General features: G+C 71.9%; 17 protein-coding genes and 1 riboswitch. Of the genes, 2 read left to right on the top strand and 15 right to left on the bottom strand.

Annotation, left to right across the window (positions count from 1 at the left end; genetic code table 11):
* Nucleotides 1–31: 31 nt before the first annotated feature.
* A complete protein-coding gene (gene typA / locus J2X49_RS06910) occupies nucleotides 32–1,936 on the bottom strand; it encodes a translational GTPase TypA (protein ID WP_128190585.1) in 1,905 nt (634 codons plus the stop codon).
* A gap of 90 nt (nucleotides 1,937–2,026) precedes the next feature.
* Entirely contained in the window at nucleotides 2,027–3,727 is a 1,701-nt protein-coding gene (locus tag J2X49_RS06905) for an ABC transporter ATP-binding protein (RefSeq protein WP_128189800.1), read from the bottom strand.
* A gap of 56 nt (nucleotides 3,728–3,783) precedes the next feature.
* Between J2X49_RS06905 and J2X49_RS06900 the strand changes: the two genes are divergently transcribed.
* Nucleotides 3,784–4,386 (top strand): PH domain-containing protein, encoded by a 603-nt coding sequence (locus J2X49_RS06900; protein WP_128189799.1) that lies wholly within the window; start codon nucleotides 3,784–3,786, stop codon nucleotides 4,384–4,386.
* Between the two features lie 10 nt (nucleotides 4,387–4,396).
* On the opposite strand, the gene J2X49_RS06895 is transcribed toward J2X49_RS06900, so the two are convergent.
* The 3 genes from J2X49_RS06895 to J2X49_RS06885 all read right to left on the bottom strand — a co-directional run bounded on the left by J2X49_RS06895 (nucleotide 4,397) and on the right by J2X49_RS06885 (nucleotide 9,103).
* Nucleotides 4,397–5,536 carry an ABC transporter permease gene (locus J2X49_RS06895; protein WP_128189798.1) on the bottom strand — a complete coding sequence of 380 codons (1,140 nt, stop codon included), beginning with the start codon at nucleotides 5,534–5,536 and terminating at the stop codon, nucleotides 4,397–4,399.
* Entirely contained in the window at nucleotides 5,536–7,107 is a 1,572-nt protein-coding gene (locus J2X49_RS06890) for an ABC transporter permease (RefSeq protein WP_310124239.1), read from the bottom strand. Before J2X49_RS06890 ends, J2X49_RS06895 begins: the two co-directional genes overlap by 1 nt.
* A 163-nt stretch (nucleotides 7,108–7,270) precedes the next feature.
* Nucleotides 7,271–9,103 carry an ABC transporter family substrate-binding protein gene (locus J2X49_RS06885; protein ID WP_310124237.1) on the bottom strand — a complete coding sequence of 611 codons (1,833 nt, stop codon included), beginning with the start codon at nucleotides 9,101–9,103 and terminating at the stop codon, nucleotides 7,271–7,273.
* Between the two features lie 217 nt (nucleotides 9,104–9,320).
* On the opposite strand from J2X49_RS06885, the gene J2X49_RS06880 reads away from it, so the two are divergent.
* On the top strand, nucleotides 9,321–10,130 hold the full coding sequence (locus tag J2X49_RS06880; RefSeq protein WP_310124234.1) for a CPBP family intramembrane glutamic endopeptidase: 810 nt from the start codon (nucleotides 9,321–9,323) through the stop codon (nucleotides 10,128–10,130).
* 18 nt (nucleotides 10,131–10,148) lie between these two features.
* Here the strand turns inward: J2X49_RS06880 and J2X49_RS06875 are convergent, their stop codons facing one another.
* The 10 genes from J2X49_RS06875 to J2X49_RS06830 form a co-directional block, all read right to left on the bottom strand.
* The gene (locus J2X49_RS06875; protein WP_310124232.1) at nucleotides 10,149–11,951 is read right to left on the bottom strand and encodes an ABC transporter substrate-binding protein; all 1,803 of its coding nucleotides are present in this window, start codon (nucleotides 11,949–11,951) and stop codon (nucleotides 10,149–10,151) included.
* Nucleotides 11,951–14,794 carry an aminomethyl-transferring glycine dehydrogenase gene (gene gcvP, locus J2X49_RS06870; RefSeq protein WP_310124230.1) on the bottom strand — a complete coding sequence of 948 codons (2,844 nt, stop codon included), beginning with the start codon at nucleotides 14,792–14,794 and terminating at the stop codon, nucleotides 11,951–11,953. Before gcvP ends, J2X49_RS06875 begins: the two co-directional genes overlap by 1 nt.
* Nucleotides 14,794–15,153: a glycine cleavage system protein GcvH gene (gene gcvH / locus J2X49_RS06865; protein ID WP_146356661.1), complete on the bottom strand. Its 360-nt coding sequence runs from the start codon at nucleotides 15,151–15,153 to the stop codon at nucleotides 14,794–14,796. The genes gcvP and gcvH overlap by 1 nt, the downstream gene beginning before the upstream one ends.
* A complete protein-coding gene (gcvT, locus tag J2X49_RS06860) occupies nucleotides 15,150–16,277 on the bottom strand; it encodes a glycine cleavage system aminomethyltransferase GcvT (protein ID WP_310124227.1) in 1,128 nt (375 codons plus the stop codon). The genes gcvH and gcvT overlap by 4 nt, the downstream gene beginning before the upstream one ends.
* Before the next feature lie 62 nt (nucleotides 16,278–16,339).
* Nucleotides 16,340–16,426, bottom strand: a riboswitch (glycine riboswitch).
* A gap of 29 nt (nucleotides 16,427–16,455) precedes the next feature.
* Nucleotides 16,456–16,806, bottom strand: a complete 351-nt coding sequence (gene mnhG, locus J2X49_RS06855; RefSeq protein WP_310124225.1) for a monovalent cation/H(+) antiporter subunit G — start codon at nucleotides 16,804–16,806, stop codon at nucleotides 16,456–16,458.
* Nucleotides 16,803–17,138, bottom strand: coding sequence for a monovalent cation/H+ antiporter complex subunit F (locus J2X49_RS06850; RefSeq protein WP_310124223.1), 336 nt, complete (start codon nucleotides 17,136–17,138; stop codon nucleotides 16,803–16,805). The genes mnhG and J2X49_RS06850 overlap by 4 nt, the downstream gene beginning before the upstream one ends.
* Nucleotides 17,138–17,668, bottom strand: a complete 531-nt coding sequence (locus tag J2X49_RS06845; RefSeq protein WP_128189789.1) for a Na+/H+ antiporter subunit E — start codon at nucleotides 17,666–17,668, stop codon at nucleotides 17,138–17,140. Before J2X49_RS06845 ends, J2X49_RS06850 begins: the two co-directional genes overlap by 1 nt.
* Nucleotides 17,665–19,173: a Na+/H+ antiporter subunit D gene (locus J2X49_RS06840; protein WP_310124220.1), complete on the bottom strand. Its 1,509-nt coding sequence runs from the start codon at nucleotides 19,171–19,173 to the stop codon at nucleotides 17,665–17,667. Before J2X49_RS06840 ends, J2X49_RS06845 begins: the two co-directional genes overlap by 4 nt.
* Nucleotides 19,173–19,616: a Na(+)/H(+) antiporter subunit C gene (locus J2X49_RS06835; protein ID WP_128189787.1), complete on the bottom strand. Its 444-nt coding sequence runs from the start codon at nucleotides 19,614–19,616 to the stop codon at nucleotides 19,173–19,175. Before J2X49_RS06835 ends, J2X49_RS06840 begins: the two co-directional genes overlap by 1 nt.
* The gene (locus J2X49_RS06830) at nucleotides 19,613–22,450 is read right to left on the bottom strand and encodes a Na+/H+ antiporter subunit A (protein ID WP_310124217.1); all 2,838 of its coding nucleotides are present in this window, start codon (nucleotides 22,448–22,450) and stop codon (nucleotides 19,613–19,615) included. Before J2X49_RS06830 ends, J2X49_RS06835 begins: the two co-directional genes overlap by 4 nt.
* Nucleotides 22,451–22,493 lie beyond the last annotated feature (43 nt).

Genomic DNA, 22,493 nt, shown 5'->3' with positions numbered 1-22,493 from the left:
ACCAGCACTTCGTGACCAATCGACGGGAGGGTCAGCCCTGCTTCTTGAGGCGCGACGCCTCGCGGGCGCGGGTGGTCGCGTCGAGCGTCACCTTGCGGATGCGCACGGCGTGCGGCGTCACCTCGACGCACTCGTCGTCGCGCGCCCACTCGAGGCACTCCTCGAGCGAGAGCGTCTTCGGCGGCGTCAGGCGCTCGAGCTCCTCACCGGTCGACGACCGGATGTTGTTGAGCTTCTTCTCCTTGGTGATGTTGACGTCCATGTCGTCGGAGCGCGCGTTCTCGCCGACGACCATCCCCTCGTAGACGTCGTCGCCGGGCTTCACGAAGAAGACCCCGCGCTCCTGGAGCGCCATGATCGCGTTGGGCGTCGCGACGCCCGTGCGGTCGGCGACGAGCGCGCCGTTGTTGCGCGTCGTGATCGCGCCCGCCCACGGCTGCCAGCCGTGCGCGATCGCGTTGGCGATGCCCGTGCCGCGCGTGCTCGTCAGGAACTCGGTGCGGAAGCCGATGAGGCCGCGGCTCGGCACGACGAACTCCATGCGCACCCAGCCGGTGCCGTGGTTCGTCATCCCGTCCATGATGCCCTTGCGGCCCGCGAGCAGCTGGGTCACGGCACCGAGGTGCTCCTCGGGGACGTCGATCGTGAGGTGCTCGAACGGCTCGTGCAGCACGCCATCGATCTTGCGCGTGACCACCTGCGGCTTGCCGACGGTCAGCTCGAAGCCCTCGCGGCGCATCTGCTCGACGAGGATGGCGAGCGCGAGCTCGCCGCGGCCCTGCACCTCCCACGCGTCGGGGCGGCCGATGTCGACGACGCGCAGCGACACGTTGCCGATGAGCTCGCGGTCGAGTCGGTCCTTCACCATGCGGCCGGTGAGCTTGGAGCCCTTGATCTTGCCGGCGAGCGGCGACGTGTTGGTGCCGATCGTCATCGAGATGGCCGGCTCGTCGACGGTGATCGCCGGCAGCGGGCGCACGTCGTCGGGGTCGGCGAGCGTCTCGCCGATGGTGATCTCGGCGATGCCGGCGACCGCGACGATGTCGCCGGGGCCGGCGCTCTCGGCCGGCACGCGGTCGAGCGCCTTCGTCTCGAGCAGCTCGGTGACGCGCACGTTCTGCACCTCGCCGTCGTGCCGCACCCAGGCGACCGTCTGGCCCTTCTTGAGCGTGCCCGCCTTGATGCGCAGCAGCGCGAGGCGGCCGAGGAAGGGGGATGCGTCGAGGTTGGTGACGTGCGCCTGCAGCGGCGCCTCGTCGTCGTACGTCGGCGCCGGGATGTGCTCGAGGATCGCCCCGAAGAGCGGCTCGAGGTCCTCGCTGTCGGGCAGCGAGCCGTCGGCGGGCTTCGCGGTCGACGCGCGCCCGGCCTTGCCGGATGCGTAGACGACCGGCACGTCGAGGACGGCGTCGAGGTCGAGGTCGGGCACGTCGTCGGCGAGGTCGGAGGCGAGGCCGAGCAGCAGGTCCTGGCTCTCCCCCACGACCGCGTCGATGCGCGCGTCGTGGCGGTCGGTCTTGTTGACGAGCAGGATCACGGGGAGCTTGGCCTCGAGCGCCTTGCGGAGCACGAAGCGCGTCTGCGGCAGCGGGCCCTCGGAGGCGTCGACGAGCAGCACGACGCCGTCGACCATCGACAGGCCGCGCTCGACCTCGCCGCCGAAGTCGGCGTGGCCGGGCGTGTCGATGACGTTGATCGTGACGGGGCCGTCGGCGGCGTGCGCGCCGGTGTAGCGGATCGCCGTGTTCTTGGCGAGGATCGTGATGCCCTTCTCACGCTCCAGCTCGTTCGAGTCCATGGCGCGCTCGTCGTGCGTGTCGTGGGCCCCGAAGGAGCCGGTCTGCGTCAGCATCGCGTCGACGAGGGTCGTCTTGCCGTGGTCGACGTGGGCGACGATCGCCACGTTGCGGAGGTCGGATCGCGCGGCGATCGGCATGCAGGTGCCTTCCGGTTCTGGGGAGTTCGCGACGAACGGCCGCGGCGCCCATCCTAGCGGGCGGCCGCGGCCGTGCGTGCGGGGTGCCGGTCAGCTCGCCCGGCGCGACTCCCTGCGCTCGGCCTGCGCGACCGGGTCGGGCAGCGGCACGGCGGAGATGAGGCGCTGCGTGTACGCGTCCTGCGGGTTGCGCAGGATCTGGTCGCGCGTGCCCTCCTCGACGATGCGCCCCTTCCGCATCACGACGATGCGGTGCGCGAGCGAGTCGACGACCGCGAGGTCGTGGCTGATGAAGAGGCACGCGAACTGCAGCTCCTGCTGGATGCCCGTGAGCAGCTCGAGGAAGCGCGCCTGCACCGACACGTCGAGCGCGGAGGTCGGCTCGTCGGCGATGAGCAGCTCGGGCGCGAGCGCGAGCGCGCGGGCGATGCCGACGCGCTGCTTCTGGCCGCCGGAGAGCTCGTGCGGGTAGCGGTTGCGGTAGGAGGTCGGCAGCTCGACCGACTCCAGCAGCTCCTGCACGCGCTTGTCGAGCGCCTTGTGGTCGATCGCGTCGCCCGCCGCGCGGCGGGAGAGCAGGATCGGCTCGCCGATCGACTCGCCGATCGGCATGCGCGGGTTGAGCGACGACGACGGGTCCTGGAAGACGATGCCGGTCTTCTCGCGCAGCGGCCGCAGGTCGCGCATCGAAGCGGCCGAGATGTCGTGGCCGGCGACGGTCAGCGTGCCCGACTTGATGGGCAGCAGGCCGATCGCGGCGCGGCCGAGCGTCGTCTTGCCGGAGCCCGACTCGCCCACGAGCCCGACGATCTCGCCCGGGTACACCGACAGGTCGATGTCCTCGGCGGCCCGGAACGCCGGCACGCGGCCGCGCTTCGGGTACTCGATCACGACGTCCGCGAAGCGCAGGATCGGGTCGACGGTGTCGGAGACCTTCGACGCCTCGAACGCGCGGCCCGTCTCGTCCTCGTGCACGCCGAGGTACGGCACGGCCGCCAGCAGCTCCTTCGTGTACGGGTGCGAGGGGCGCTGGAAGACGTCGAGCGCCGAGCCGCGGTCGACCATCTCGCCGTTGCGCATGACGATGATGCGGTCGGAGAGGTCGGCGACGACGCCCATGTCGTGCGTGATGAGGATGACCGCGGAGCCCAGCTCGTCCTTCAGCTTGCGCATCAGGTCGAGCACCTCGGCCTGCACCGTCACGTCGAGCGCGGTGGTCGGCTCGTCGGCGATGAGCAGCGCCGGGTCGCACGCGAGCGACTGGGCGATCATGGCGCGCTGGCGCTGGCCGCCCGAGAGCTGGTGCGGGTACTTGTTGAACGCGGTCGGCGGGTCGGGGATCTCGACCTTCGCGATCAGCTCGATCGCGCGCTCCTTCGCCTGGTCGACCGTGAGGTCGTAGTGGCTGCGGAGCGCCTCGGAGATCTGGAAGCCGATCGTGTAGACGGGGTTGAGCGCCGTCATCGGCTCCTGGAAGATCACCGCGATCTCGTTGCCGCGGATGTGGCGGAGGTCGCGCTCGGGGATGCCGAGGATCTCCTTGCCCTTGAGCCGCACCGAGCCGTTCACGCGCGCGTTCGGCGGGAGCAGGCTGATGAGCGCCATCGCGGTCGTCGACTTGCCGGAGCCCGACTCGCCCACGATCGCCAGCACCTCGCCGGCGTGGACCTTGAACTCGGCGTCCTTGACGGCCGGGTAGAACTTGCCGTCGACCCAGAAGTCGACGTTGAGGTCGCGAGCCTCGAGGATGACGTCGCGGTCGGCGACGGGGGCGGCTGCCGTGTCGGTCACGGGAGCTCCTCTCCTGCGTTGTCTGCAGTGCAGTGGTGGTCTGCGAAACTGGATGGATGGCCTATCAGCGAGCGGTGTTCCGATCGTCCTTCGGCAGGGTGATCACGGTGGTGATCGGGGTGCTCATGGGGCTCGCCCTGGCGAGCATCCTGCTCGCCGACGACCCGGTGGGCCTGCTGTGGTCCGCGCCGTGGCCGCTGCTCGGGGCCGCGGTCACGTGGGCCTTCATGTGGCGCCCGCGGGTCACGATCGACCACGGCGGCGTCGAGGTCGTGAACCCCTTCAGCACCTGGGAGGTGCCGTGGGGCGCGATCAAGCGCATCGACACCAAGTGGGCGCTCGAGCTCACGCTCGAGGACCGTCGCCTGACCGCGTGGGCGGCGCCGGCGCCGAGCCGCTACGGCATCGCGCGCGTCACGACCGAGGACATCCGCCTCGCCCGCGAGTCGAGCACGGTGGGCGGCGCGATCCGCCCCGGAGACGCCGTGCACAGCGTCTCCGGCGCGGCCGCGCACGTCACCCGCACCCACTGGGAGGAGCTGCGCGACGAGGGCCTGCTCGACGAGGCGGCCACGGCGACCCGCAGCTGGCACTGGCCTACGATCGCGATCGTCGCCGTGCCGGCGCTGCTGGCCGCCGCGGGCCTCGTGCTTCGCTGAGCGCAGCACGTCAGCCCCGGTCGCGGTCGCCGCGGTCGCCCGCGGTGTCGCCCTCGGCGCGCGGCGCACGGGCGTCCGGCCCCGGCGCCTGACCGTCGGCCGCAGCGGCGAAGGCCGGGTCCTCGGCCTCGTGGCCGCGGAGCGCGGCCGCGTCGGCCGCGGCCACGTCGGCCTGGCGCATCGCCCGCTCGGACGGCATCCGCTTCTGGCGCGGGTCGAACGCGTCGCGCAGGCCGTCGCCGATGAAGTTGATGCACAGCGCGATCACGATGATGAACGCACCGGGCCACCAGAACAGCCAGGGCCGCGTCTGGAACGCCTCCTGGTTGAGGCTGATGATGAGGCCGAGCGACGTGTCAGGCGGCTGCACGCCGAACCCGAGGAACGACAGGCCCGTCTCCGCCAGGATCGCGCCGGCCATCAGCAGCGTCGTGTTGACGATGATGACGCCCATGGCGTTCGGCAGGATGTGCTTGAAGATGATGCGGCCGTTCGAGGCGCCGGCCACGCGGGCCGCGTCGACGAACTCGCGCTCGCGGAGCGAGAGGAACTCGCCGCGCACGAGTCGAGCGAGGCCCGTCCACGAGAACAGGCCGAGCACGATCGCGAGCACGAAGGCGCCGAGCTTGCCGAACGTCGAGCCGATGACGGCACCGATCACGATGAACGGGATCGTGATGATCACGTCGGTGAAGCGCATCAGCACCGAGTCGACCCAGCCGCGGAAGAAGCCCGACAGCGCGCCGATGACGATGCCGATCGTCGCGCCGATGAGGCCGACGAGCACCATGATCATGAGCGACTGCTGCGTGCCGCGCATGACGAGCGCGAACAGGTCCTTGCCGATCGAGTCCTGGCCGAACGGGTGCTCCCACGAGGGGGTGCCGCCGTTGACCGGGCGCGGGTTCTGCGTCCAGTCCCATGCCCACCAGCCGGGGATGCGGACGGGGCCGGCCGAGATGCCGACGGACGTGAACGCCAGGATGATGATGAGCGCGAGCACGATCATCGACGTGACGGCGCCCCAGTGCCGGAAGAAGCGCTTCCGGACGATCTGGCCCTGGCTGAGGCCCTCGATCTCCTTGAGCTCGAGGTTGGCCTCGGCGTCGGTGACGTGCGGCTCGTTGGTCTGCGGGATGTTCGTGGTCATCAGCTCACCCGGATCCGGGGGTCGAGGGCCGCGTATGCGATGTCGGCCAGCATGTTGAACAGGAGCGCGAGCGCTCCGGTGACGAGGAAGAACGCCATCACCGGGTTGGGGTCGACCTGGTTGAGGCCGTTGATGAACATCGATCCCATGCCGGTCCAGCCGAACACGCGCTCGGTGATGACGGCGCCGCCGATGATGCCGGCGATGTCGAACGCCACGATCGTGGTGATCGGGATGAGCGCGTTGCGGAACGCGTGCCGCACGATGACGGTGCGCTCGGTGAGGCCCTTCGCCCGCGCGGTGCGGATGTAGTCCTGGTTGAGCACCTCGAGCAGGCTCGCGCGGGTGTACCGCGTGTAGCCGGCGAAGGAGATGACCATCAGCGCGATCGTCGGCAGCAGCAGGTGCGTGAACGCGTCGACGCCCTGCACGAAGAAGGACGACTGCGAGAAGCCCGGGTTGCTCGCGCCGATCGTGGCGATCGGGCGGCCGCGGATGTAGCCGGACTGCGAGTAGGCCTGCCACAGCTGCATGTGCCGGTCGACCACCATGATCGCGCCGACGAGGAACGCCGTCCATCCGCCGATCTTCATGTTGACGGACTTGTTGTCGCCGCCGAAGACCCAGCCGGCGCCGACGCCCACGAGGATCGTCACGACCGCGAGGCCGGCGAGGATCCAGAAGTTCATCGGCACGACCTGCGGGTTGAACAGGAAGTAGTTCACCGGGTAGTACAGCGCGATGCCGACCACGGCGACGCCGAGGCCGATCATGAGCGAGCGGCGGTTCTTGATGCCGGCGAGGATCGCCGTGACGATGAGCGCCACCGAGAGCATGAGGAACGCGATCGCGAGCAGCGAGAAGTCGAGCCCGAAGAGGATGAAGCGGGGGTTCAGGAACCAGCCCGACATGCTCATGTAGCCGAGCACGAGGCCGCCGGCGAGCGTGCCGAGGGCGAAGGTGATCGCCTTGCGCTTCGGATCGCCGCCGAGCACCGACATCCAGAACAGGCCGGAGACGAGCGCGACGACCACGATCACCCACCAGTCGATCTGCGCGCCGGTCTGCAGCCAGTCGTTCGCGCCGATGGCGAGGAACTGCTTGAGCAGCACCGCGAACCAGAAGATCGGCAGCGAGAAGAAGAGGAAGGAGATGAACGTCACGCCGTAGTCGTACGAGGAGTACTGGCGCAGCGCGGTCGTGATGCCGATGACGATGCCGAGGATGATGGCGACGATCGTGGCGATGGTCACGAGGCGGAGGGTCTGGTCCATCGAGTTCAGGAGCACGTTGAGCACGGGCTGCTGCTGGATGGTCATGCCGAAGTCGCACTGGCCGATGAAGCATCCGCCGATGCCCCCGAGCCAGATGAAGTAGCGCAGCGGCGGCGGCACGTCGAGGTGCAGCAGTCGGATGCGGGCTTCGATGAGCTGCGCTGTCTGCGGGGTCTGGACGCCGCGGAGATCCTCGAGCGGGTCGCCTGAGAAGGCCACCATGTTGTACATGAGGAAAGTCGCGGCGAGCAGGATGAGCACTGCCGCGATCAGGCGCCTGACGATGAATGTCGCCACCGGTTCGCCTCCTTGAGTTCCGGTCTACGGGTGGATCCGAGATCGCTGATCGAGCGAGTCGGAAGAGTTCATGCGAGAGGCGCCGGGCCAGGTGGTCCGGCGCCTCTCTGCCTGAAGCCACATCACACTAGCAGTGGATGGGACTGGAGGCGGGTGTGGTGGATCAGCCCTCCGAGGCGTTCGTCTCGGTCGGCGTCCAGTCCCAGACGTTCCAGAAGATCGTCGGGGCGAGCGGCGACGAGTCGATGCCCGTGATGCGGTCGGAGAACGCGGTGACCTCCGGGAACTGGAAGATGGTGATGCCGAACGCGTCCTCGACGAGGATGCGGTCGATCTCCATCAGCAGCTCCATCTGGCGCTCGGTGTCAACGGTGGTGTTGAGCTCCTGCACGACAGCGTCCATCTCCTCGTTGGAGTAGTAGGACAGGTTGTTGATGCCGCCGGTCTCGAAGTTCGGACCGACCGAGGCGACGCCGAGCGAGGTCGACTGCCATCCGAAGAGCGACGCGTCGTACGCACCGGGAGCGCCGAGGAGGCCACCCCACTCGGGCGACGAGCAGTCGGTCACGGTCCAGCCGGCCTCAGCAGCCGACTCGCGGATGAGCTCGAACTCCGACACGCGACGAGGGTTCGTCGAGGCGAACAGGAGGCAGACCTCGGTGCCCTCCTCCAGGCCGGCCTGCTCGCGCAGCGCCGTGGCCTGCTCGATGTCGACCTCGGAGTACATGTCGAGGATGCCCGAGTTCTCGACCGACTCGTCGTAGCCCTCGGCGCCCGGGACGAACACGGCCGAGTTGCGGACCGTGGCCTCCGGGTTCAGCGGGATGATGAGGCGGTCGATGATCTCCTGGCGCGGAATCGTCAGCAGGAACGACTGGCGAGCCTCGAGCGTCTCGAAGACGCCCGGGTTCTTCGACTGGTCGAACTGCAGGTCGACGTGCTCGTACGTCGCACCCTCGCCGTAGTTCACCGTGATGCCCTCGGTGCCCTCGAGGGCAGCGCGGACGTCAGGCGTAGCCTGCGGCTGGATGATGTCGACGTCGCCGTTCTGGAGCGCCGTCACCGCAGCCATGGCGTCGGTGATGAAGCGGACCGTGATGGTCTCGACCTGCGGCTGGTGGTCGCCGACGTAGTTCTCGTTGGCCTGCAGCGTGATGTACTGGTCGGCCACGAAGTCGCTGATGATGTACGGGCCGTTGGCCGTCAGCACCGACGTGTCGGAGGGCATCTCGGTGAAGTTGAAGCCCGTGTTCCAGTAGGACGCGAGCTGCGCGATGACGCCCATGTCCTCGTTCTGGATGGCGTCGATGACGGCCTGCTTGGCCTCCGTCGGGTCCTCGATGCCGAGCGCGTTCATCGCGATGACGTGCGCGGGCAGGCCGGCGCCGAACGCGAGCTCCCAGTCGACGTAGAAGTCGGAGTACGTCATGAGGATGCCGCGGCCGTCCTCGTTGATCTCCGGGGTCTCCTGCACGAGGCCGAGTCCCGACGTGGGCGTGGCGCCCGAGTCGAAGAAGACCGTGCCCTCGGGGAACTCGGTGGTGAACTCACCGGTCTCCGGATCCTGGTACTCCTCCGGAGCGAAGTCCTCCGTGTTGAACGCGCCCGAGATGGCTGCCCAGTTGAGCAGCATGTCGGCGGCGTCGACGGGAACCTCATCGCTCCACTGGACGCCCTCGTTGATCGTGTACTGGACCTGCAGCGGGTCCTCCGACACGAGCTCGTACGAGCCGAAGGAGGTGTCCTGCTGGAGCTCGGGGGTGTTGTCGTAGAAGTTGAACCCCGAGTAGGTCATGTAGTTGATGTTGTTGTTCGCGGTGGCGTTGCCGAACGACGTGTTGCCGTTCGCTGAGTAGAACGGCTGGCTCCACGCTGCCGTGATGGACGTGCCCTCGACGATCTCCGCTCCTGGCGCCGTAGTCGGCGTGCAAGCGGAGAGGACGAGCGCGCCCGTCGCGAGCAGCACGCCGCTCGCAGCGAATCGCTTGATCCTCAATGTTCCTCCTGTGCAAGGTGAGCGCGCGGCCAGACAGCCGCTGTGCTCTGGATGAGTGCCACTGTAGGCCCGAGAGCAAGCCCGATCGGGCGCGGCAACCGGATCGTTACCAAGTCGGTGCAGAACCGTGATCGAATGCGCCGCCGCCGCTCTCGCGCAACAGATGTGCACGAGGGCACCGATCGGCGCGCAGAAGTCGCGGCCCTACCCTGGAGCGGTGACCGAGCCCATCCGCCTCGACCCCGTGCGCGAGCACGCCCCCTCGCAGCGCCGCCTGTGGTGGGAGCTGGCGATCGTGCTGCTGCTGTCGCTCGGCGCGAGCGCCCTCTGGTCGGTGCTGCAGTTCCTCGACGTCTCGACGCGCGCGACGCCCATCGGCGAGCAGCAGGTGGCGCTCAACCCGGCGCGCTCCGACCGCGCGTGGCTCGACCTCTCGTACCAGCTCACCGGCATCGCGCTCGACCTCGTGCCGGTGGCGCTCGTGTGCTGGCTGCTCTGGCGCTCGCGCCGGCCGCACCTGGGCGCGCTCGGCATCGACGCGACGCGACCGGTGCGCGACACCCTCTCGGGCGCAGCCCTCGTGCTCGTGATCGGCATCCCCGGCCTCGCCCTCTACCTCGCGGGGCGGGCGATGGGGCTCACCGTCGACGTCGTGCCGTCGCCGCTCGACGCGCAGTGGTTCACCGTGCCCGTGCTGCTGCTGTCGGCGCTGCGCGCCGGCCTCACCGAGGAGGTGATCGTGATCGGCTACGCCTTCGAGCGGCTGCGGCGGCTCGGGTGGGGCGCGGGCAGGCTCGGCGCCTGGCCGATCATCGTCGCCGCTGCGGCGCTGCGGGGCGTCTACCACCTCTACCAGGGCGTGCCCGCGCTCTTCGGGAACTTCGCGATGGGCGTGCTCTTCGGCTGGCTCTACGCCCGCACCGGCAGGCTCGTGCCGCTCATCGTCGCCCACACGCTCATCGACGTGGCCGTCTTCATCGGCTACCCGTGGGCGTACGGCGCGTTCCCGCAGCTGTTCGCGCGGTAGCCGCCGGACCGGGCGGTCTCAGGGTGCGGGCGTGGCGCTCTCGAGGCTCCACTCCCACGCGTTCCAGGTGAGGGATGCGGGGGCCGGGCGGGGCGCGACGCCCTGGAGTCCCGCGGCGCTCACGGTGAGGCGGATCGGCTCGGCGATCGGCAGCGCGAGCGCGTCGGCGACGAGCGACGTCTCGACCTCGAGCAGCGTCTGCTCGAGCGCGTCGGGGTCGGCCGTGGAGAGCGCCTCGTCGAGCAGCGCCTCGCGCGCGGGGCTCTCGGCGCCCGTGATGCCGCCGCCGCGCCAGCGGTCGGCGACCGCCTCGGCGTCGGCGGGCGCCGCGACGACGCGCAGCACCGCGTGCCAGTCGTCCTCCGCGAGCCCGGCGGCGAGGTCGTCGACGCCGCAGTCGCGCACCTGCCAGCCGGCCTCGGCCGCCTGCGCGGCCATGGCAGGGAGCGCGGCCGCCGCGAACGCATCCGACCGGTCGTAGCGCACGCACACCTCGGTGCCGGCGGGGATGCCGAGCCGGTCGCGCTCGGCGGCGGCGGCCTCGGGCTCGGCGCCGCCGAAGGCCTGCGGCAGGCCCGCGTCCTCGAGCGCGTACTCGTAGACGCGGGTGCCGGGGCGGAACAGCAGCGCGTCGACGCGGTCGGCCTCCTCGGCCCGCTCCCCCAGCGCCGCCTCGACGAGCGCCTGCCGGTCGATCGACTGCAGCAGCGAGCGGCGCGCCTCGGCCGAGCGCAGCGGCGCGCGGTCGGCGCGCAGCGCGAGCTCCCAGCGGAGCCCGGTCGCGCCGGCGATGAGCGTCGCGTCGTCGCGCTCGAGGTCGCGGATGGCCGTGCGATCGCCGTCGACCGGCTGCACCGCGGCCACGTCGAGCGCGCCGGAGGTCAGCCCCTGCAGCGCCGCCGCGTCGTCGGCGACGTCGTGCAGGACGAGCCGCTCGACCTGCGGCAGCTGGGCGCCCACGTACCGGTCGTTCGCGACGAGCTCGACACGGCCGTCGCGCAGCTGCTCGAGGCGGTACGGGCCGCTCGCCACGAGCGCGCCGGGCGCGGGGTCGGCTGCGCTGATCGGCAGCCCGGCGCTCCAGGCCTCCGCGATCGGCGCGAGCGCGAGCGGGTCGGCGCGGTCGATCGCGTCGAGCACGCGCTGCTTCGCCTCCATCGGGTCGGCGATGCCGAGCACCTGCTGCCCGAGCACGTGGGCCGGCACCGCGACCTCGAGCGCCTCGCGCCAGTCGGGCACCGGCTGCGCGAACGCCACGTCGATCGCGCGCCCCCAGTCGTCGCGCACCGGCGCCTCCACCGCGTGCACGAGCCCGCCGGGATCGGCGACGTCGAACCACACCGCGTCCTCGGGCAGGTCGAGGCGGGCGTCCTCGCCCCGCAGCGCCGCGAGGTCGAGGTCGGGCGTCGACAGCGCGTTCGACGACGCGGCCCACGCGAGCGCGAGATCGGCGGCGTCGATCGGCACGCCGTCGGACCAGCGCACCCCGTCGGCCAGGTCGTAGCGCACGGTGAAGGGCGCCTCGGAGACCACGGTCGCGGTGCCGAAGGAGGGGTCCTCGCGCAATTCGCCGTCGGCGCCGACGGTGGCGAACGCCGCGCGCGTCAGCGCGGCGACGTCGCGGTTGCCGGCGGTCGCGGCCGGCACGCTCGCCGCGCTCGCCGCCGTGAGCTCGCCCTCCCACGCCACGTCGACGCTCGAGCCGGGCAGGACGCGCGCCTCGACCTGCGGCCCGCACGCGCTCAGCGCCATCGCGACGACCGCCGCCCCGGCCACCGCGGACGCGGTGCGGGCGGCGATCGAGCGACGGCCGCGGAGCATCAGGCGAACGCCTCCACCGGCGGGCAGCTGCAGACGATGTTGCGGTCGCCGTAGGCCTGGTCGACGCGCGCGACCGGCGGCCAGTACTTCGCCCGCTCGACGCCCGCGACGGGGAAGACCGCCTGCTCGCGCGTGTACGGGCGGTCCCAGTCGCCGTGCACGATCGAGCCCGCCGTGTGCGGCGCGCGCCGCAGCGCGCTCTCGGCCAGCGGCGTCTCGCCGCGACCGATCGCATCCGCCTCGGCCTTGATCGCGATCATCGCGTCGACGAAGCGGTCGAGCTCGCCGAGGTCCTCCGACTCCGTCGGCTCGACCATGAGCGTGCCCGCGACGGGGAACGACATCGTCGGCGCGTGGAAGCCGTAGTCGACGAGCCGCTTGGCGACGTCGTCGTTCGAGACGCCGGTCGCCTCCTTGAGCGGCCGCAGGTCGAGGATGCACTCGTGCGCCACGAGGCCGTGCTCGCCCGTGTAGAGCACGGGGAAGTGCTCGCGCAGGCGCGCGGCGACGTAGTTGGCCGCGAGCACCGCGCTCGCGGTCGCCTTCGTCAGGCCGTCGAGCCCCATCATGCGCACGTACGCCCACGAGATCGGCAGGATCGACGCGGAGCCCCACGGCGCCGACGAGATCGGGTTCGCGCCGACGCGCAGGCCGTCGATGACCTCGGACTCCTCGCGCGGGTCGCGCGGCAGGAAGGGCGCGAGGTGCGCCTTCGCCGCCACGGGGCCGACGCCCGGACCGCCGCCGCCGTGCGGGATGCAGAACGTCTTGTGCAGGTTGAGGTGCGAGACGTCGCCGCCCATGTCGCCGAAGGTGGCGTGGCCGAGCAGCGCGTTGAGGTTGGCGCCGTCGATGTAGACCTGCCCGCCGGCCTCGTGCACGAGGTCGGTCACGCGCCGGATCTCGGACTCGTAGACGCCGTGCGTCGACGGGTACGTGACCATGAGCGCCGCGAGCTGCCCCGCGTGGGTGCCGATCTTGGCCTCGAGGTCGGCCACGTCGACGTCGCCGTTCTGGCTCGTCGCCACCACCACGACGCGCATGCCCGCCAGCACGGCGCTCGCCGCGTTGGTGCCGTGCGCCGAGGCGGGGATGAGCACGACGTCGCGGTGCCGGTCGCCGCGCGAGTCGTGGTACCCGCGGATGGCCATGAGCCCCGCGAGCTCGCCCTGCGCGCCCGCGTTCGGCTGCAGCGAGACGGTGTCGTAGCCGGTGATGCGCGCGAGCCAGTCGCCCAGCTGGTCGATGAGCGCGAGCGAGCCCTCGGCGTCCTCGAGCGGCGCGTAGGGGTGCAGCTGCGAGAACTCGGGCCACGTGATGGCCTCCATCTCGGCCGCGGCGTTGAGCTTCATCGTGCAGGAGCCGAGCGGGATCATGCCGCGGTCGAGCGCGTAGTCGCGATCGGCGAGCCGCTTCGCGTAGCGCATGAGCTGCGTCTCGGAGCGGTGCGCGTGGAAGACCTCGTGCGTCATGAACTCGCTGCGGCGGGCGAGCGTCGACGGGATCGCGCGCTCCCCCTCGCCCGCGTCGGCGAGGCCGAGCGCGGGCAGCAGCACGTCGAGCAGCACGCCCGTGCCCTCCTCGGCCCACGTCTCGTCGAACGAGACGTGCAGCACGTCCTCGTCGACGGCGTGCACGAGGATGCCGGCCTCGGCCGCCGCCGACCGCAGCTCGGCCGCCCGGCCGGGCACGCGCATCCGCACCGTGTCGAAGAACGCGTCGTGCACGAGCTCGACGCCGGCCTCGCGGGCCGCGCGCGCGAAGCGGGTCGCGACCGCGTGGACGCCCTCGGCGATCGCGCGGATGCCGTCGGGCCCGTGGTAGACGCCGTACATCGACGCCATGACGGCCAGCAGCACCTGCGCGGTGCAGATGTTGCTCGTGGCCTTCTCGCGGCGGATGTGCTGCTCGCGCGTCTGGAGCGTGAGCCGGTAGGCGGGGTAGCCGTCGGCGTCGACGGAGACGCCCACGAGCCGGCCCGGCATCTGGCGGGTGAGCGACTCGGCGACGGCCATGAACCCCGCGTGCGGCCCGCCGAAGCCCATCGGCACGCCGAAGCGCTGCGACGAGCCGACGACGATGCGCGCGCCCTCACTGCCGGGCGCCTCGATGAGCGCGAGCGACAGCAGGTCGGCGGCCGCCACCGGCACGCCGCCCATCTCGGTCGCCGCGGCGAAGGCGCCGCTCGCGTCCCAGACGCGGCCGGATGCGCCGGGCAGCTGCGCGATGAGGCCGAAGGCGTCGGGCAGGTCGGCCGGGTCGGTCTCGGCGAGCGGCAGCTCGACGAGCTCGATGCCGGTCGCGTGCGCGCGGTGGCGCAGCAGCGCCTTCGACTGCGGCAGCAGGTCGGTGTCGACGACGAAGACCGACGACGACGCCTTCGAGGCTCGGCGCGCGAGCAGCATCGCCTCGACGACCGCGGTGCCCTCGTCGAGCATCGACGCGTTGGCGATGTCGAGGCCCGCGAGGTCGGCGACCATCGTCTGGAAGTTGATGAGCGCCTCGAGGCGGCCCTGGCTGATCTCGGGCTGGTACGGCGTGTAGGCGGTGTACCAGGACGGGTTCTCGAGGATGAGGCGCTTGATGGGCGGCGGCGTGACGGTGCCGTGGTAGCCGAGGCCGATCGCGCTGTGGCGCACCCGGTTGCGGGCGGCGAGGGCGCGCAGCTCGGCGAGCGCCTTCGTCTCGGTGGCGGCCTCGCCGATGCCCGTGCCGGCGCTGCGGATGCCCGCGGGCACGGCGGCGTCCATCAGCGCCTCGAGCGACTCGAAGCCGACGGCCGAGAGCATGCGCTCCTCGGCCGCCGCATCGATGCCGATGTGGCGGTCGACGAACGGGCGCATCAGGCGGTGAGCTCGCGGTAGGCGGCCTCGTCCAGCAGCTCGGGCTCCTCCGAGAAGCGCACCTTGACGAGCCAGCCGGCACCCTCGGCGGCGGAGTTCACGAGCGTCGGGTCGCCCGCGACCTCGTCGTTGACCTCGAGCACCTCGCCGGCGGCGGGAGCGAGCAGCTCGCCCACCGACTTCGTCGACTCGATCTCGCCGATCGCCTCGCCGGCGGCGAAGCTGCGGCCCACGCCCGGCAGGTCGACGAACACGACGTCGCCGAGCGCGGCCTGCGCGTAGTCGGTGATGCCGATCGTGGCGGTGTCGCCCTCGACGCGGATCCACTCGTGGTCTGCGGTGTACTTGGTCTCGCTCATGCTCGGGCCTCTCGGGTGTAGAACGGCAGCGCGGTGACGGACGCCGGCAGCTGCGTGCCCCGGACGTCGACGGACAGGGAGTCGGAGGTCACCGAGCCCGGCTCGACGAGGGCCATCGCGATCGGGTGGCCGAGCGTCGGCGACAGCGCGCCGCTCGTGACCGAGCCGACGACGCGGTCGCCGTCGAGCACCGGGTAGCCGGCGCGGGGCGCGCGTCGGCCCTCGGCCGTGAGGCCGACGAGCACGGGCGCGTCGGCCGCGGGACCGGCCTCGACGGCGGCGCGGCCGACGAAGTCGCCCTTCGTCTTGAGCGCCACGACCCGGCCGAGGCCGACCTGCGCGGGCAGCACGTCGAGCGACAGCTCGTGGCCGTAGAGGGGCATCCCCGCCTCGAGCCGCAGCGTGTCGCGCGCGGCGAGGCCGCAGCGGGCGAGCCCGTGGCCCTCCCCCGCGAGCTCGATGGCGCGCCAGAGGTCCTCCGCGGCGTGCGCGGCGATGTACAGCTCGAAGCCGTCCTCGCCCGTGTAGCCGGTGCGGGCGACGAGCACGTCCTCGCCCTCGAAGACGGCCGGCAGGCTGCGGTAGTAGCGCAGCCCGTCGAGCGGCTCGGACTCCAGGCCGATCGCACCGACGATCGCCGCGGCGGCCGGGCCCTGCACGGCGATGAGCGCGGTCTGCTCGGTCTCGTCGACGACCGTCGCGTCGAAGCCGGCGGCGCGCTCGGTGAGCGCGTCGAGCGCGGCGTGGCGGTTGGATGCGTTGGCGACGACGAGGAACTCGGCGTCGCCGGTGCGGTACACGATGAGGTCGTCGACGATGCCGCCCTGCTCGGCCAGCAGCAGCGAGTACTTCGCCTGCCACAGCTCGAGCGCCGAGAGGCGGCCGGCGAGCGCGTGGTCGAGCATCGCGCCCGCGTCGGGGCCGCTCACGCGCAGCTCGGCCATGTGGCTGAGGTCGAACAGGCCCGCGCGCTCGCGCACCGCCTGGTGCTCGGCGAGGTCGGAGCCGTAGCGCACCGGCATCTGCCAGCCGGCGAAGTCGATCAGCTGGGCGCCGGCCGCCTCGTGCACGGCGAGCAGCGGCGTCACCGGGGCCGTGCGATCGATGGATCCCTGCGCGGTCATGAGTCCTCCTGTGGTCTGGACTCCCCCACTGTCGCCGATCGTCTCGAACGGCTCCAGTGTGGCCTTCCCGTGCGGTTCGAGGACCTGAGAGTTTGGCGGGGAGGCTTGCTCCTTCGGTGCCCCCGGAGGGGCTCTCCCGCACGGGCGTGCAGCGGCCGGCTGTGCTGTCGGTGCGATCCTATCGGGTCTCGTCGTCGCGATCGCGACCCGCGTCCTCCACCAGCAGGTCGCGGCGGAACTGCCCCGTGCGGTACGCCGCCCTGCCCATCATCTGCGTCGCGACCGGCGCGGTCACCAGCTGCAGGCCGCACGCCAGGGCGAGGAGCGCCGAGGCGGCGCCGTCGCGCAGGATGAGCGACAGCCCGACGCACAGCAGCAGGAAGCCGAGCGTCTGCGGCTTCGACCCCGCGTGCATGCGGTTGAGCACGTCGGGCAGCCGCACGAGCCCGATCGCGGCGGTGAGCGCGAGCGCCGCGCCGATCAGGATCAGCACGCTGCCGACGACGTCGAGCACGGGCTCCCAGCTCATCGCGGGCCCCCGTCCTCGTCCGTCGGCGCATCGCCCTCGAGCCCGCTCGCCGAGGCCGGACCGGTGCCGACGACGCCCTCCCTGCCGGCGACGAACCGCGCCATCGACACCGTGCCCGCGAAGGCGAGCAGCGACAGCACCAGGATCACGGCGATCGTGTGGGGATGGCGGTTGATCGCGGCCTCGACGACGAGCGCGCCCGCGACCACGGCGACGAGCACGTCGGTCGCGACGACCCGGTCGCTCGGCCCCGGCCCGCGCACGATCCGCACGAGCGTGAGCACCGCGGCCGCGAACAGCATGAGCCCCGCGACGATGAGCACGGCATCCATCAGTCCTCCTCCAGCAGCGCGCGATCCTCGGGTGTGCCGAAGGCGAGCAGCACGGTCGCCTCGGTCGAGCGCACGCGCTCGCGCGCGTGCGCGATCGCCGCCTCGGAGCCTGCGTCGAACACGTGCACGAGCAGCTCGCCGTCGCGCGCGTCGATCGCGACCGAGCCGGGCACGAGCGTCACGAGCTCCGCGGTGATGGCGGTGATGAACTCGGAGTCGCTGCGCAGGCGCACGAGGATGATCGCGTTGCGGGTGGGTCGCCAGAACGCCAGCACCTTCGCGGCCACCTGGAACGAGGAGACGAGCAGGCCCCACATCGTGACGACCACGAGCCGCAGGAAGCCGAGCGGGCGGAACGACTCGAGCTCCGGCACGTCGGGCAGCGGGAACAGCACCTGGATGAGGAGCGCGATCGCGACCCCCCAGAGCGCCGCGCCGAGCGACAGGTCGCCCCACAGCAGCATCCAGATGAGGGCGAGGCCGATCGTCGCGAAGATCGAGACGCGCGTGCGCAGCTCGGGCCGGCTCATGGCGTCGCCTCCTCGACCGCGACCTGGTAGGCGCCGCCGCGGATGTCGACCGACGCGCGCTCCGCGTAGTCGGTGAGCGGCCCGGCGAGCGCGGTGAGCGAGACGGTGATGAGCACGAGCGCCGTCGACGCGAAGACCCACACGCGCGGGAGCACGCGCAGCGAGTGCACGCGGTCGTCGTCCTCGCCGCGGTCCTGCCAGAACGCGCGCTGCCAGACCCGCACGACCGCCAGCAGCGTGAGCAGGCTCGTCGCGACGCCCGCGACCACGGCCGCGACCGCGAGCGGCGTCGGCACCTCGAGCGCCGCATCCATGAGCGCCACCTTGCCGAGGAAGCCGGAGAACGGCGGGATGCCGCCGAGGTTGAGCGCCGGGATGAGGTAGAGCGCCGCGAGCAGCGGCACCGACGCGAGCCCGCCGAGGCGCGCGAGGCTCGTCGAGCCGCCCACGCGCTCGATGAGCCCGACGACGATGAAGAGCGCCGTCTGCACGAGGATGTGGTGGACGATGTAGAAGATCGCGCCCGCGAGCCCCGCCTCGGTGCCGAGCGCGACCCCCAGCAGCATGTAGCCGATGTGGCTCACGAGCGTGAACGACAGCAGTCGCTTGATCTCGCCCTGCGCGAGCGCGCCGAGGATGCCGAGCACGAGCGTGAGGATGGCGACCGCGAGCAGCAGCTCGGTGAGCGGGCTGTGCGGGAACAGCAGCGTCTGCAGGCGGATGATCGCGAAGACGCCGACCTTCGTGAGCAGGCCCGCGAAGACGGCGGTGACGCTCGCGGGGGCCGTCGGGTACGAGTCGGGCAGCCACGACTGCAGCGGGAAGATGGCGGCCTTGATGCCGAAGACGACGAGCAGCAGCAGCTGGATGACGAGCTGCAGGCCCGGGTCGAGGGCCGCGAGCCGCTCGGGCAGCTGCGCGAACGACACGGTGCCGGTCGCCGCGTAGACGATCGCGATCGCCAGCAGGAAGAGCGTCGACGACAGCAGGCTCACCGTCACGTACGTCGACCCTGCGCGCACGCGCTCCTTCGTCGCGCCGAGCATGATCAGCACGTACGAGGAGAACAGCAGCATCTCGAAGCCGACGAACAGGTTGAAGAGGTCGCCGGCGAGGAACGCGTGCGAGACGCCCGCCGTGAGCACGAGGAACGTCGGGTGGAAGACCGACACCGGTGCCCCGTCGGCACTGTCGGCGATGTCGCGGCGGGACGGGAAGATCACGACGATCGCGGTGACGATGCTCGACACGAGCACGAGCAGCGACGACAGCCGGTCGGCGACGAGCACGATGCCGAGCCCCTCCGGCCAGGCCCCGACCCACAGCACGATCGGCCCCTGCGCATCCGCCCCGAGGCACAGGATGAGCGCGAGCACCGCGACGAGGCCGAGCGTCGTGCCCGAGACGATGCGCTGCAGCGCGGGCCGCCGCGCCAGCGTGAGCGTGATGCCGGCCGCGAGCAGCGGCAGCAGCACCGGGATGGGGACGAGGTTCGCGAGATCCATCAGCGCGCATCCCCCGCCCGGCCGCCGGACTCGGTGTCGGGCTGCGCCTCGGGCGTGAGCTCGACGTAGGCCTCGCTCGAGAGGTCGGCCTCGGCGCGGCGGCGCACGATGGCGTCCTCGACGTCGTCGGCGACCTCGTCGTGGCCCTCGAGCTGGAACGAGCGGTACGACATCGCGAGCAGCAGCGCGCTCGCGGCGAGCGTGATCACGATCGCCGTGAGCACCATCGCCTGGGGCAGCGGGTCGGCGATCTGCTCCGGGTCCTGGCCGACGATCGGGGCGAGGCCCGCGGGGCCCGCCGCTACGAGGAAGAGCAGGTTGACGCCGTTGGAGGCGAGCATGAGGCCGGCGAGGATGCGCATGAGGCTGCGCTCGAGCAGCAGGTAGACGCCCGCGGCGATGAGCGCGCCGCCCGCGACGGCGAGGATGAGCGTGGGGGTCATCGTGCGACCTCCCGGCCGGGCAGGGAGCGGTCGGAGCGCCATGCCGGGCGGGGCGCGAGGTCCTGCTCGCCGTGCAGGTCGATGCCGGCTCCGAGGGAGCGGACGAAGTCGAGCATCGCGCCGATCACGATGAGCCAGACGCCGATGTCGAAGAAGAGCGTCGTGACGAGCTTCTGGTCGCCGAGCAGCGGCAGCGTCGCCTCGATCGCGTACGACTCCCCGATCCTGCCGCCGATGAGGATGGGCCAGACGACGCTCGCGATGACGACCGCCATGCCGCCGCCGAGCAGCTTGCCCGCGTCGAACGGCACGGCCTCGGTGAGCTCCTCCCGGCCGCCGGCGAGGTAGCGCACCGCGAGCGCGATGCCCGCGACGAGCCCGCCCGCGAAGCCGCCGCCGGGCTCGTTGTGGCCCACCGCCAGCAGGTAGATGGAGACGAGCATCATGATCGGGAACAGCAGGCGCGTGATCATCTCGAGCACCGGCGAGTCCATGGACGCGTCGCCGAAGGAGCCCGCGAGGAAGCCGCGGCTGCGCGACGCCTTCGACGGCTGCCGCAGCACGCCCGAGCCGCCCGCGACCGGGCGCCGCACGAAGATGAGGCTCGCGACGCCCGTCGCGGCGGCCAGCAGCACAGACACCTCGCCGAGCGTGTCCCACGCGCGGATGTCGACGAGCGTGACGTTGACGATGTTGGAGCCGTGCCCGAAGTCGTACGCCCACTCGTAGAACGCGGCGGAGCTGGGCGTCGCCGTGCGCGCCTGCAGGGCCGCGAGCGCCGCGAGCGCCGCGAACGTGCCGACCGCGATGCCGAGCAGCGCCCGCAGGTAGCGGGCGGCGCGCAGCGGCCGGTCGGTGAAGTACTTCGGCAGGCGCCGGAGGACCAGCACCAGGATGACGAGGAACACCGTCTCGCTGAGCGCCTGCGTGAGCGCGAGGTCGGGCGCGCCGTGCAGGAGGAACATGAACGCGACGCCGTAGCCGACGACCGACAGCAGCATGAAGGCCTTGAGGCGCCCGCGCGTCGTGGTGGCGAAGACCGCGGCGACGACGATGACGATCGCGGTGCCGACCTGCCCGAGCGTGTCGTAGGCGCGCAGGTCGGCGGTGAGGGCGCCCGCGAGCAGCAGCGCGACGCCGGGGCCCGCGACGACGACGAGCAGGATGGTCGTCAGGTGCAGCGGCAGCGAGCCCGACTGCAGGCGGCCCGTGACCTCGACCGCGAGGCGGTCGAGGCCGCGCATGCTCGCGTGGTAGCCGCGCTCGAACGGGTCCTGGCCCTGCGGCGCGCGCCGCCGGCCGCCCAGCGCGACGTGCAGCGCGGCACCCGCGAGCCACGCGAGCGCCGATGCGCCGAGCGCCGGGGTGAGGCCGTGCCAGAGCGCGAGGTGCGGCGCCTCCTCGCCCGCGGGCACCGTGGCGGCGTGCGGGAGCAGCGCCGCGGAGATCGCGTCGCCGGCGAAGCCGAGCGCGAGCCCCAGGAGCGCGAGCGCCACGGGCGCCGCGACGAGCATCGGCGAGCGCTTCGCGACCTCGGCGCCCGGGCGGCCGAAGAAGACGCCGACGATGAGGCGCAGCGAGTAGGCGACGGTGAGCGCCGCACCGGCCGCGATGCCGATGAAGGCGACCCAGCCGATCGCGACGAGGGAGCCCTGGGCGTCGGCGAGCGCGGCGTCGAGCGCGGCCTCCTTCCCGAGGAAGCCGATCATCGGCGGGATGCCCGCCATCGACGCGGCCGCGAGGATCGCGGCCCCGGCCGCCACGGGCATCCGCCGCCCCAGCCCGCCGAGCTCGCGCAGGTCGCGCGTGCCGGTGCCGCGGTCGACGACGCCGACGACCATGAACAGCGCAGCCTTGAAGACCGCGTGGGCGGCGAGCAGCGCGAGGCCCGCCTGCATCGACGCCTGCGTGCCGATGCCGAGCACCGTCACGAGCAGGCCGAGCTGGCTGACGGTGCCGTGCGCGAGCAGCACCTTGATGTCGAGCTGCCGCATCGCCCGCGCCGCGCCGAGCAGCATCGTCGCGATGCCGAGGGTCACGAGGCCCCAGCGCCACCAGGGCAGCTCGACGAACGCTGGGGTGAGCGCCGCGATGAGGAAGACGCCCGCCTTGACCATCGCAGCGGCGTGGAGGAACGCCGACACGGGGGTGGGCGCCGCCATCGCGCCCGGCAGCCAGTACTGGAAGGGCACGATCGCCGACTTCGACAGCGCGCCGACGAGCATGAGCGCGGCCGCCCACGCCGCGGCGGCGGTGCGCGGCGGGTCGGCGAGGGTCGCCGCGAGCGAGAACGTGCCGGTCTCTGCCTCGAGCAGCATGATGCCCGTGAGCATCGTGAGCCCGCCGACGGTCGTGACGATGAGCGCCGTCTGCGCGGCCCGGCGGTTGCTCGACGAGCGGTGGTTGAGGCCGACGAGCAGGTAGCTGAAGATCGTCGTGAGCTCCCACCCGATCGTCAGCACGATGAGGTCGTCGGCGAGCACGAGCAGGAGCATCGAGGCGGCGAAGCCGGTGAGGAGCCCCACCGTGCGCGCCGCGAGCGTGCGCGACTCGAAGTACCACGCGCAGTAGACGAAGATCAGGCCGCCGACGCCGAGCACGACCATCGCGAGCAGCCACTGGAGCGCGCCGAGCCGCAGGTCGATCGCGATGCCGAGCGAGGGCATCCACTCCACCCGCTCCTGCAGCACCGTTCCGGCCGCGACGGCCGGGCCCTGCAGGCCGAACCAGACGGCGGCGGCGAGGCTCGCCGCGGCGGGCAGCAGGAACACCCAGCGGCCCATGCGGCTGCTCAGGGCGCTCGCGACGACGCCGAGGACGGCGAGTGTCGTCACAGTGAGCAGCACGTGGTGCAGTCCCTCTCGAGCGCGCGGGCAG

Source organism: Agrococcus sp. BE272, assembly GCF_031457935.1.
GTDB classification, from domain to species: domain Bacteria; phylum Actinomycetota; class Actinomycetes; order Actinomycetales; family Microbacteriaceae; genus Agrococcus; species Agrococcus sediminis.
This window is presented reverse-complemented; position numbering and strand designations above follow the sequence as displayed.

What these genes read in the sequence shown, in the direction of transcription:
- gcvP (WP_310124230.1), bottom strand. Translation starts at nt 14,794, where the DNA reads ATGCGCCCGTTCGTCGACCGCCACATCGGCATCGATGCGGCGGCCGAG.
- J2X49_RS06845 (WP_128189789.1), bottom strand. Translation starts at nt 17,668, where the DNA reads ATGAGCCGGCCCGAGCTGCGCACGCGCGTCTCGATCTTCGCGACGATC.
- J2X49_RS06840 (WP_310124220.1), bottom strand. Translation starts at nt 19,173, where the DNA reads ATGGATCTCGCGAACCTCGTCCCCATCCCGGTGCTGCTGCCGCTGCTC.
- J2X49_RS06895 (WP_128189798.1), bottom strand. Translation starts at nt 5,536, where the DNA reads ATGACCACGAACATCCCGCAGACCAACGAGCCGCACGTCACCGACGCC.
- J2X49_RS06835 (WP_128189787.1), bottom strand. Translation starts at nt 19,616, where the DNA reads ATGACCCCCACGCTCATCCTCGCCGTCGCGGGCGGCGCGCTCATCGCC.
- gcvH (WP_146356661.1), bottom strand. Translation starts at nt 15,153, where the DNA reads ATGAGCGAGACCAAGTACACCGCAGACCACGAGTGGATCCGCGTCGAG.
- J2X49_RS06850 (WP_310124223.1), bottom strand. Translation starts at nt 17,138, where the DNA reads ATGGATGCCGTGCTCATCGTCGCGGGGCTCATGCTGTTCGCGGCCGCG.
- J2X49_RS06875 (WP_310124232.1), bottom strand. Translation starts at nt 11,951, where the DNA reads ATGCTCCGCGGCCGTCGCTCGATCGCCGCCCGCACCGCGTCCGCGGTG.
- gcvT (WP_310124227.1), bottom strand. Translation starts at nt 16,277, where the DNA reads ATGACCGCGCAGGGATCCATCGATCGCACGGCCCCGGTGACGCCGCTG.
- mnhG (WP_310124225.1), bottom strand. Translation starts at nt 16,806, where the DNA reads ATGAGCTGGGAGCCCGTGCTCGACGTCGTCGGCAGCGTGCTGATCCTG.
- J2X49_RS06900 (WP_128189799.1), top strand. Translation starts at nt 3,784, where the DNA reads ATGGCCTATCAGCGAGCGGTGTTCCGATCGTCCTTCGGCAGGGTGATC.
- typA (WP_128190585.1), bottom strand. Translation starts at nt 1,936, where the DNA reads ATGCCGATCGCCGCGCGATCCGACCTCCGCAACGTGGCGATCGTCGCC.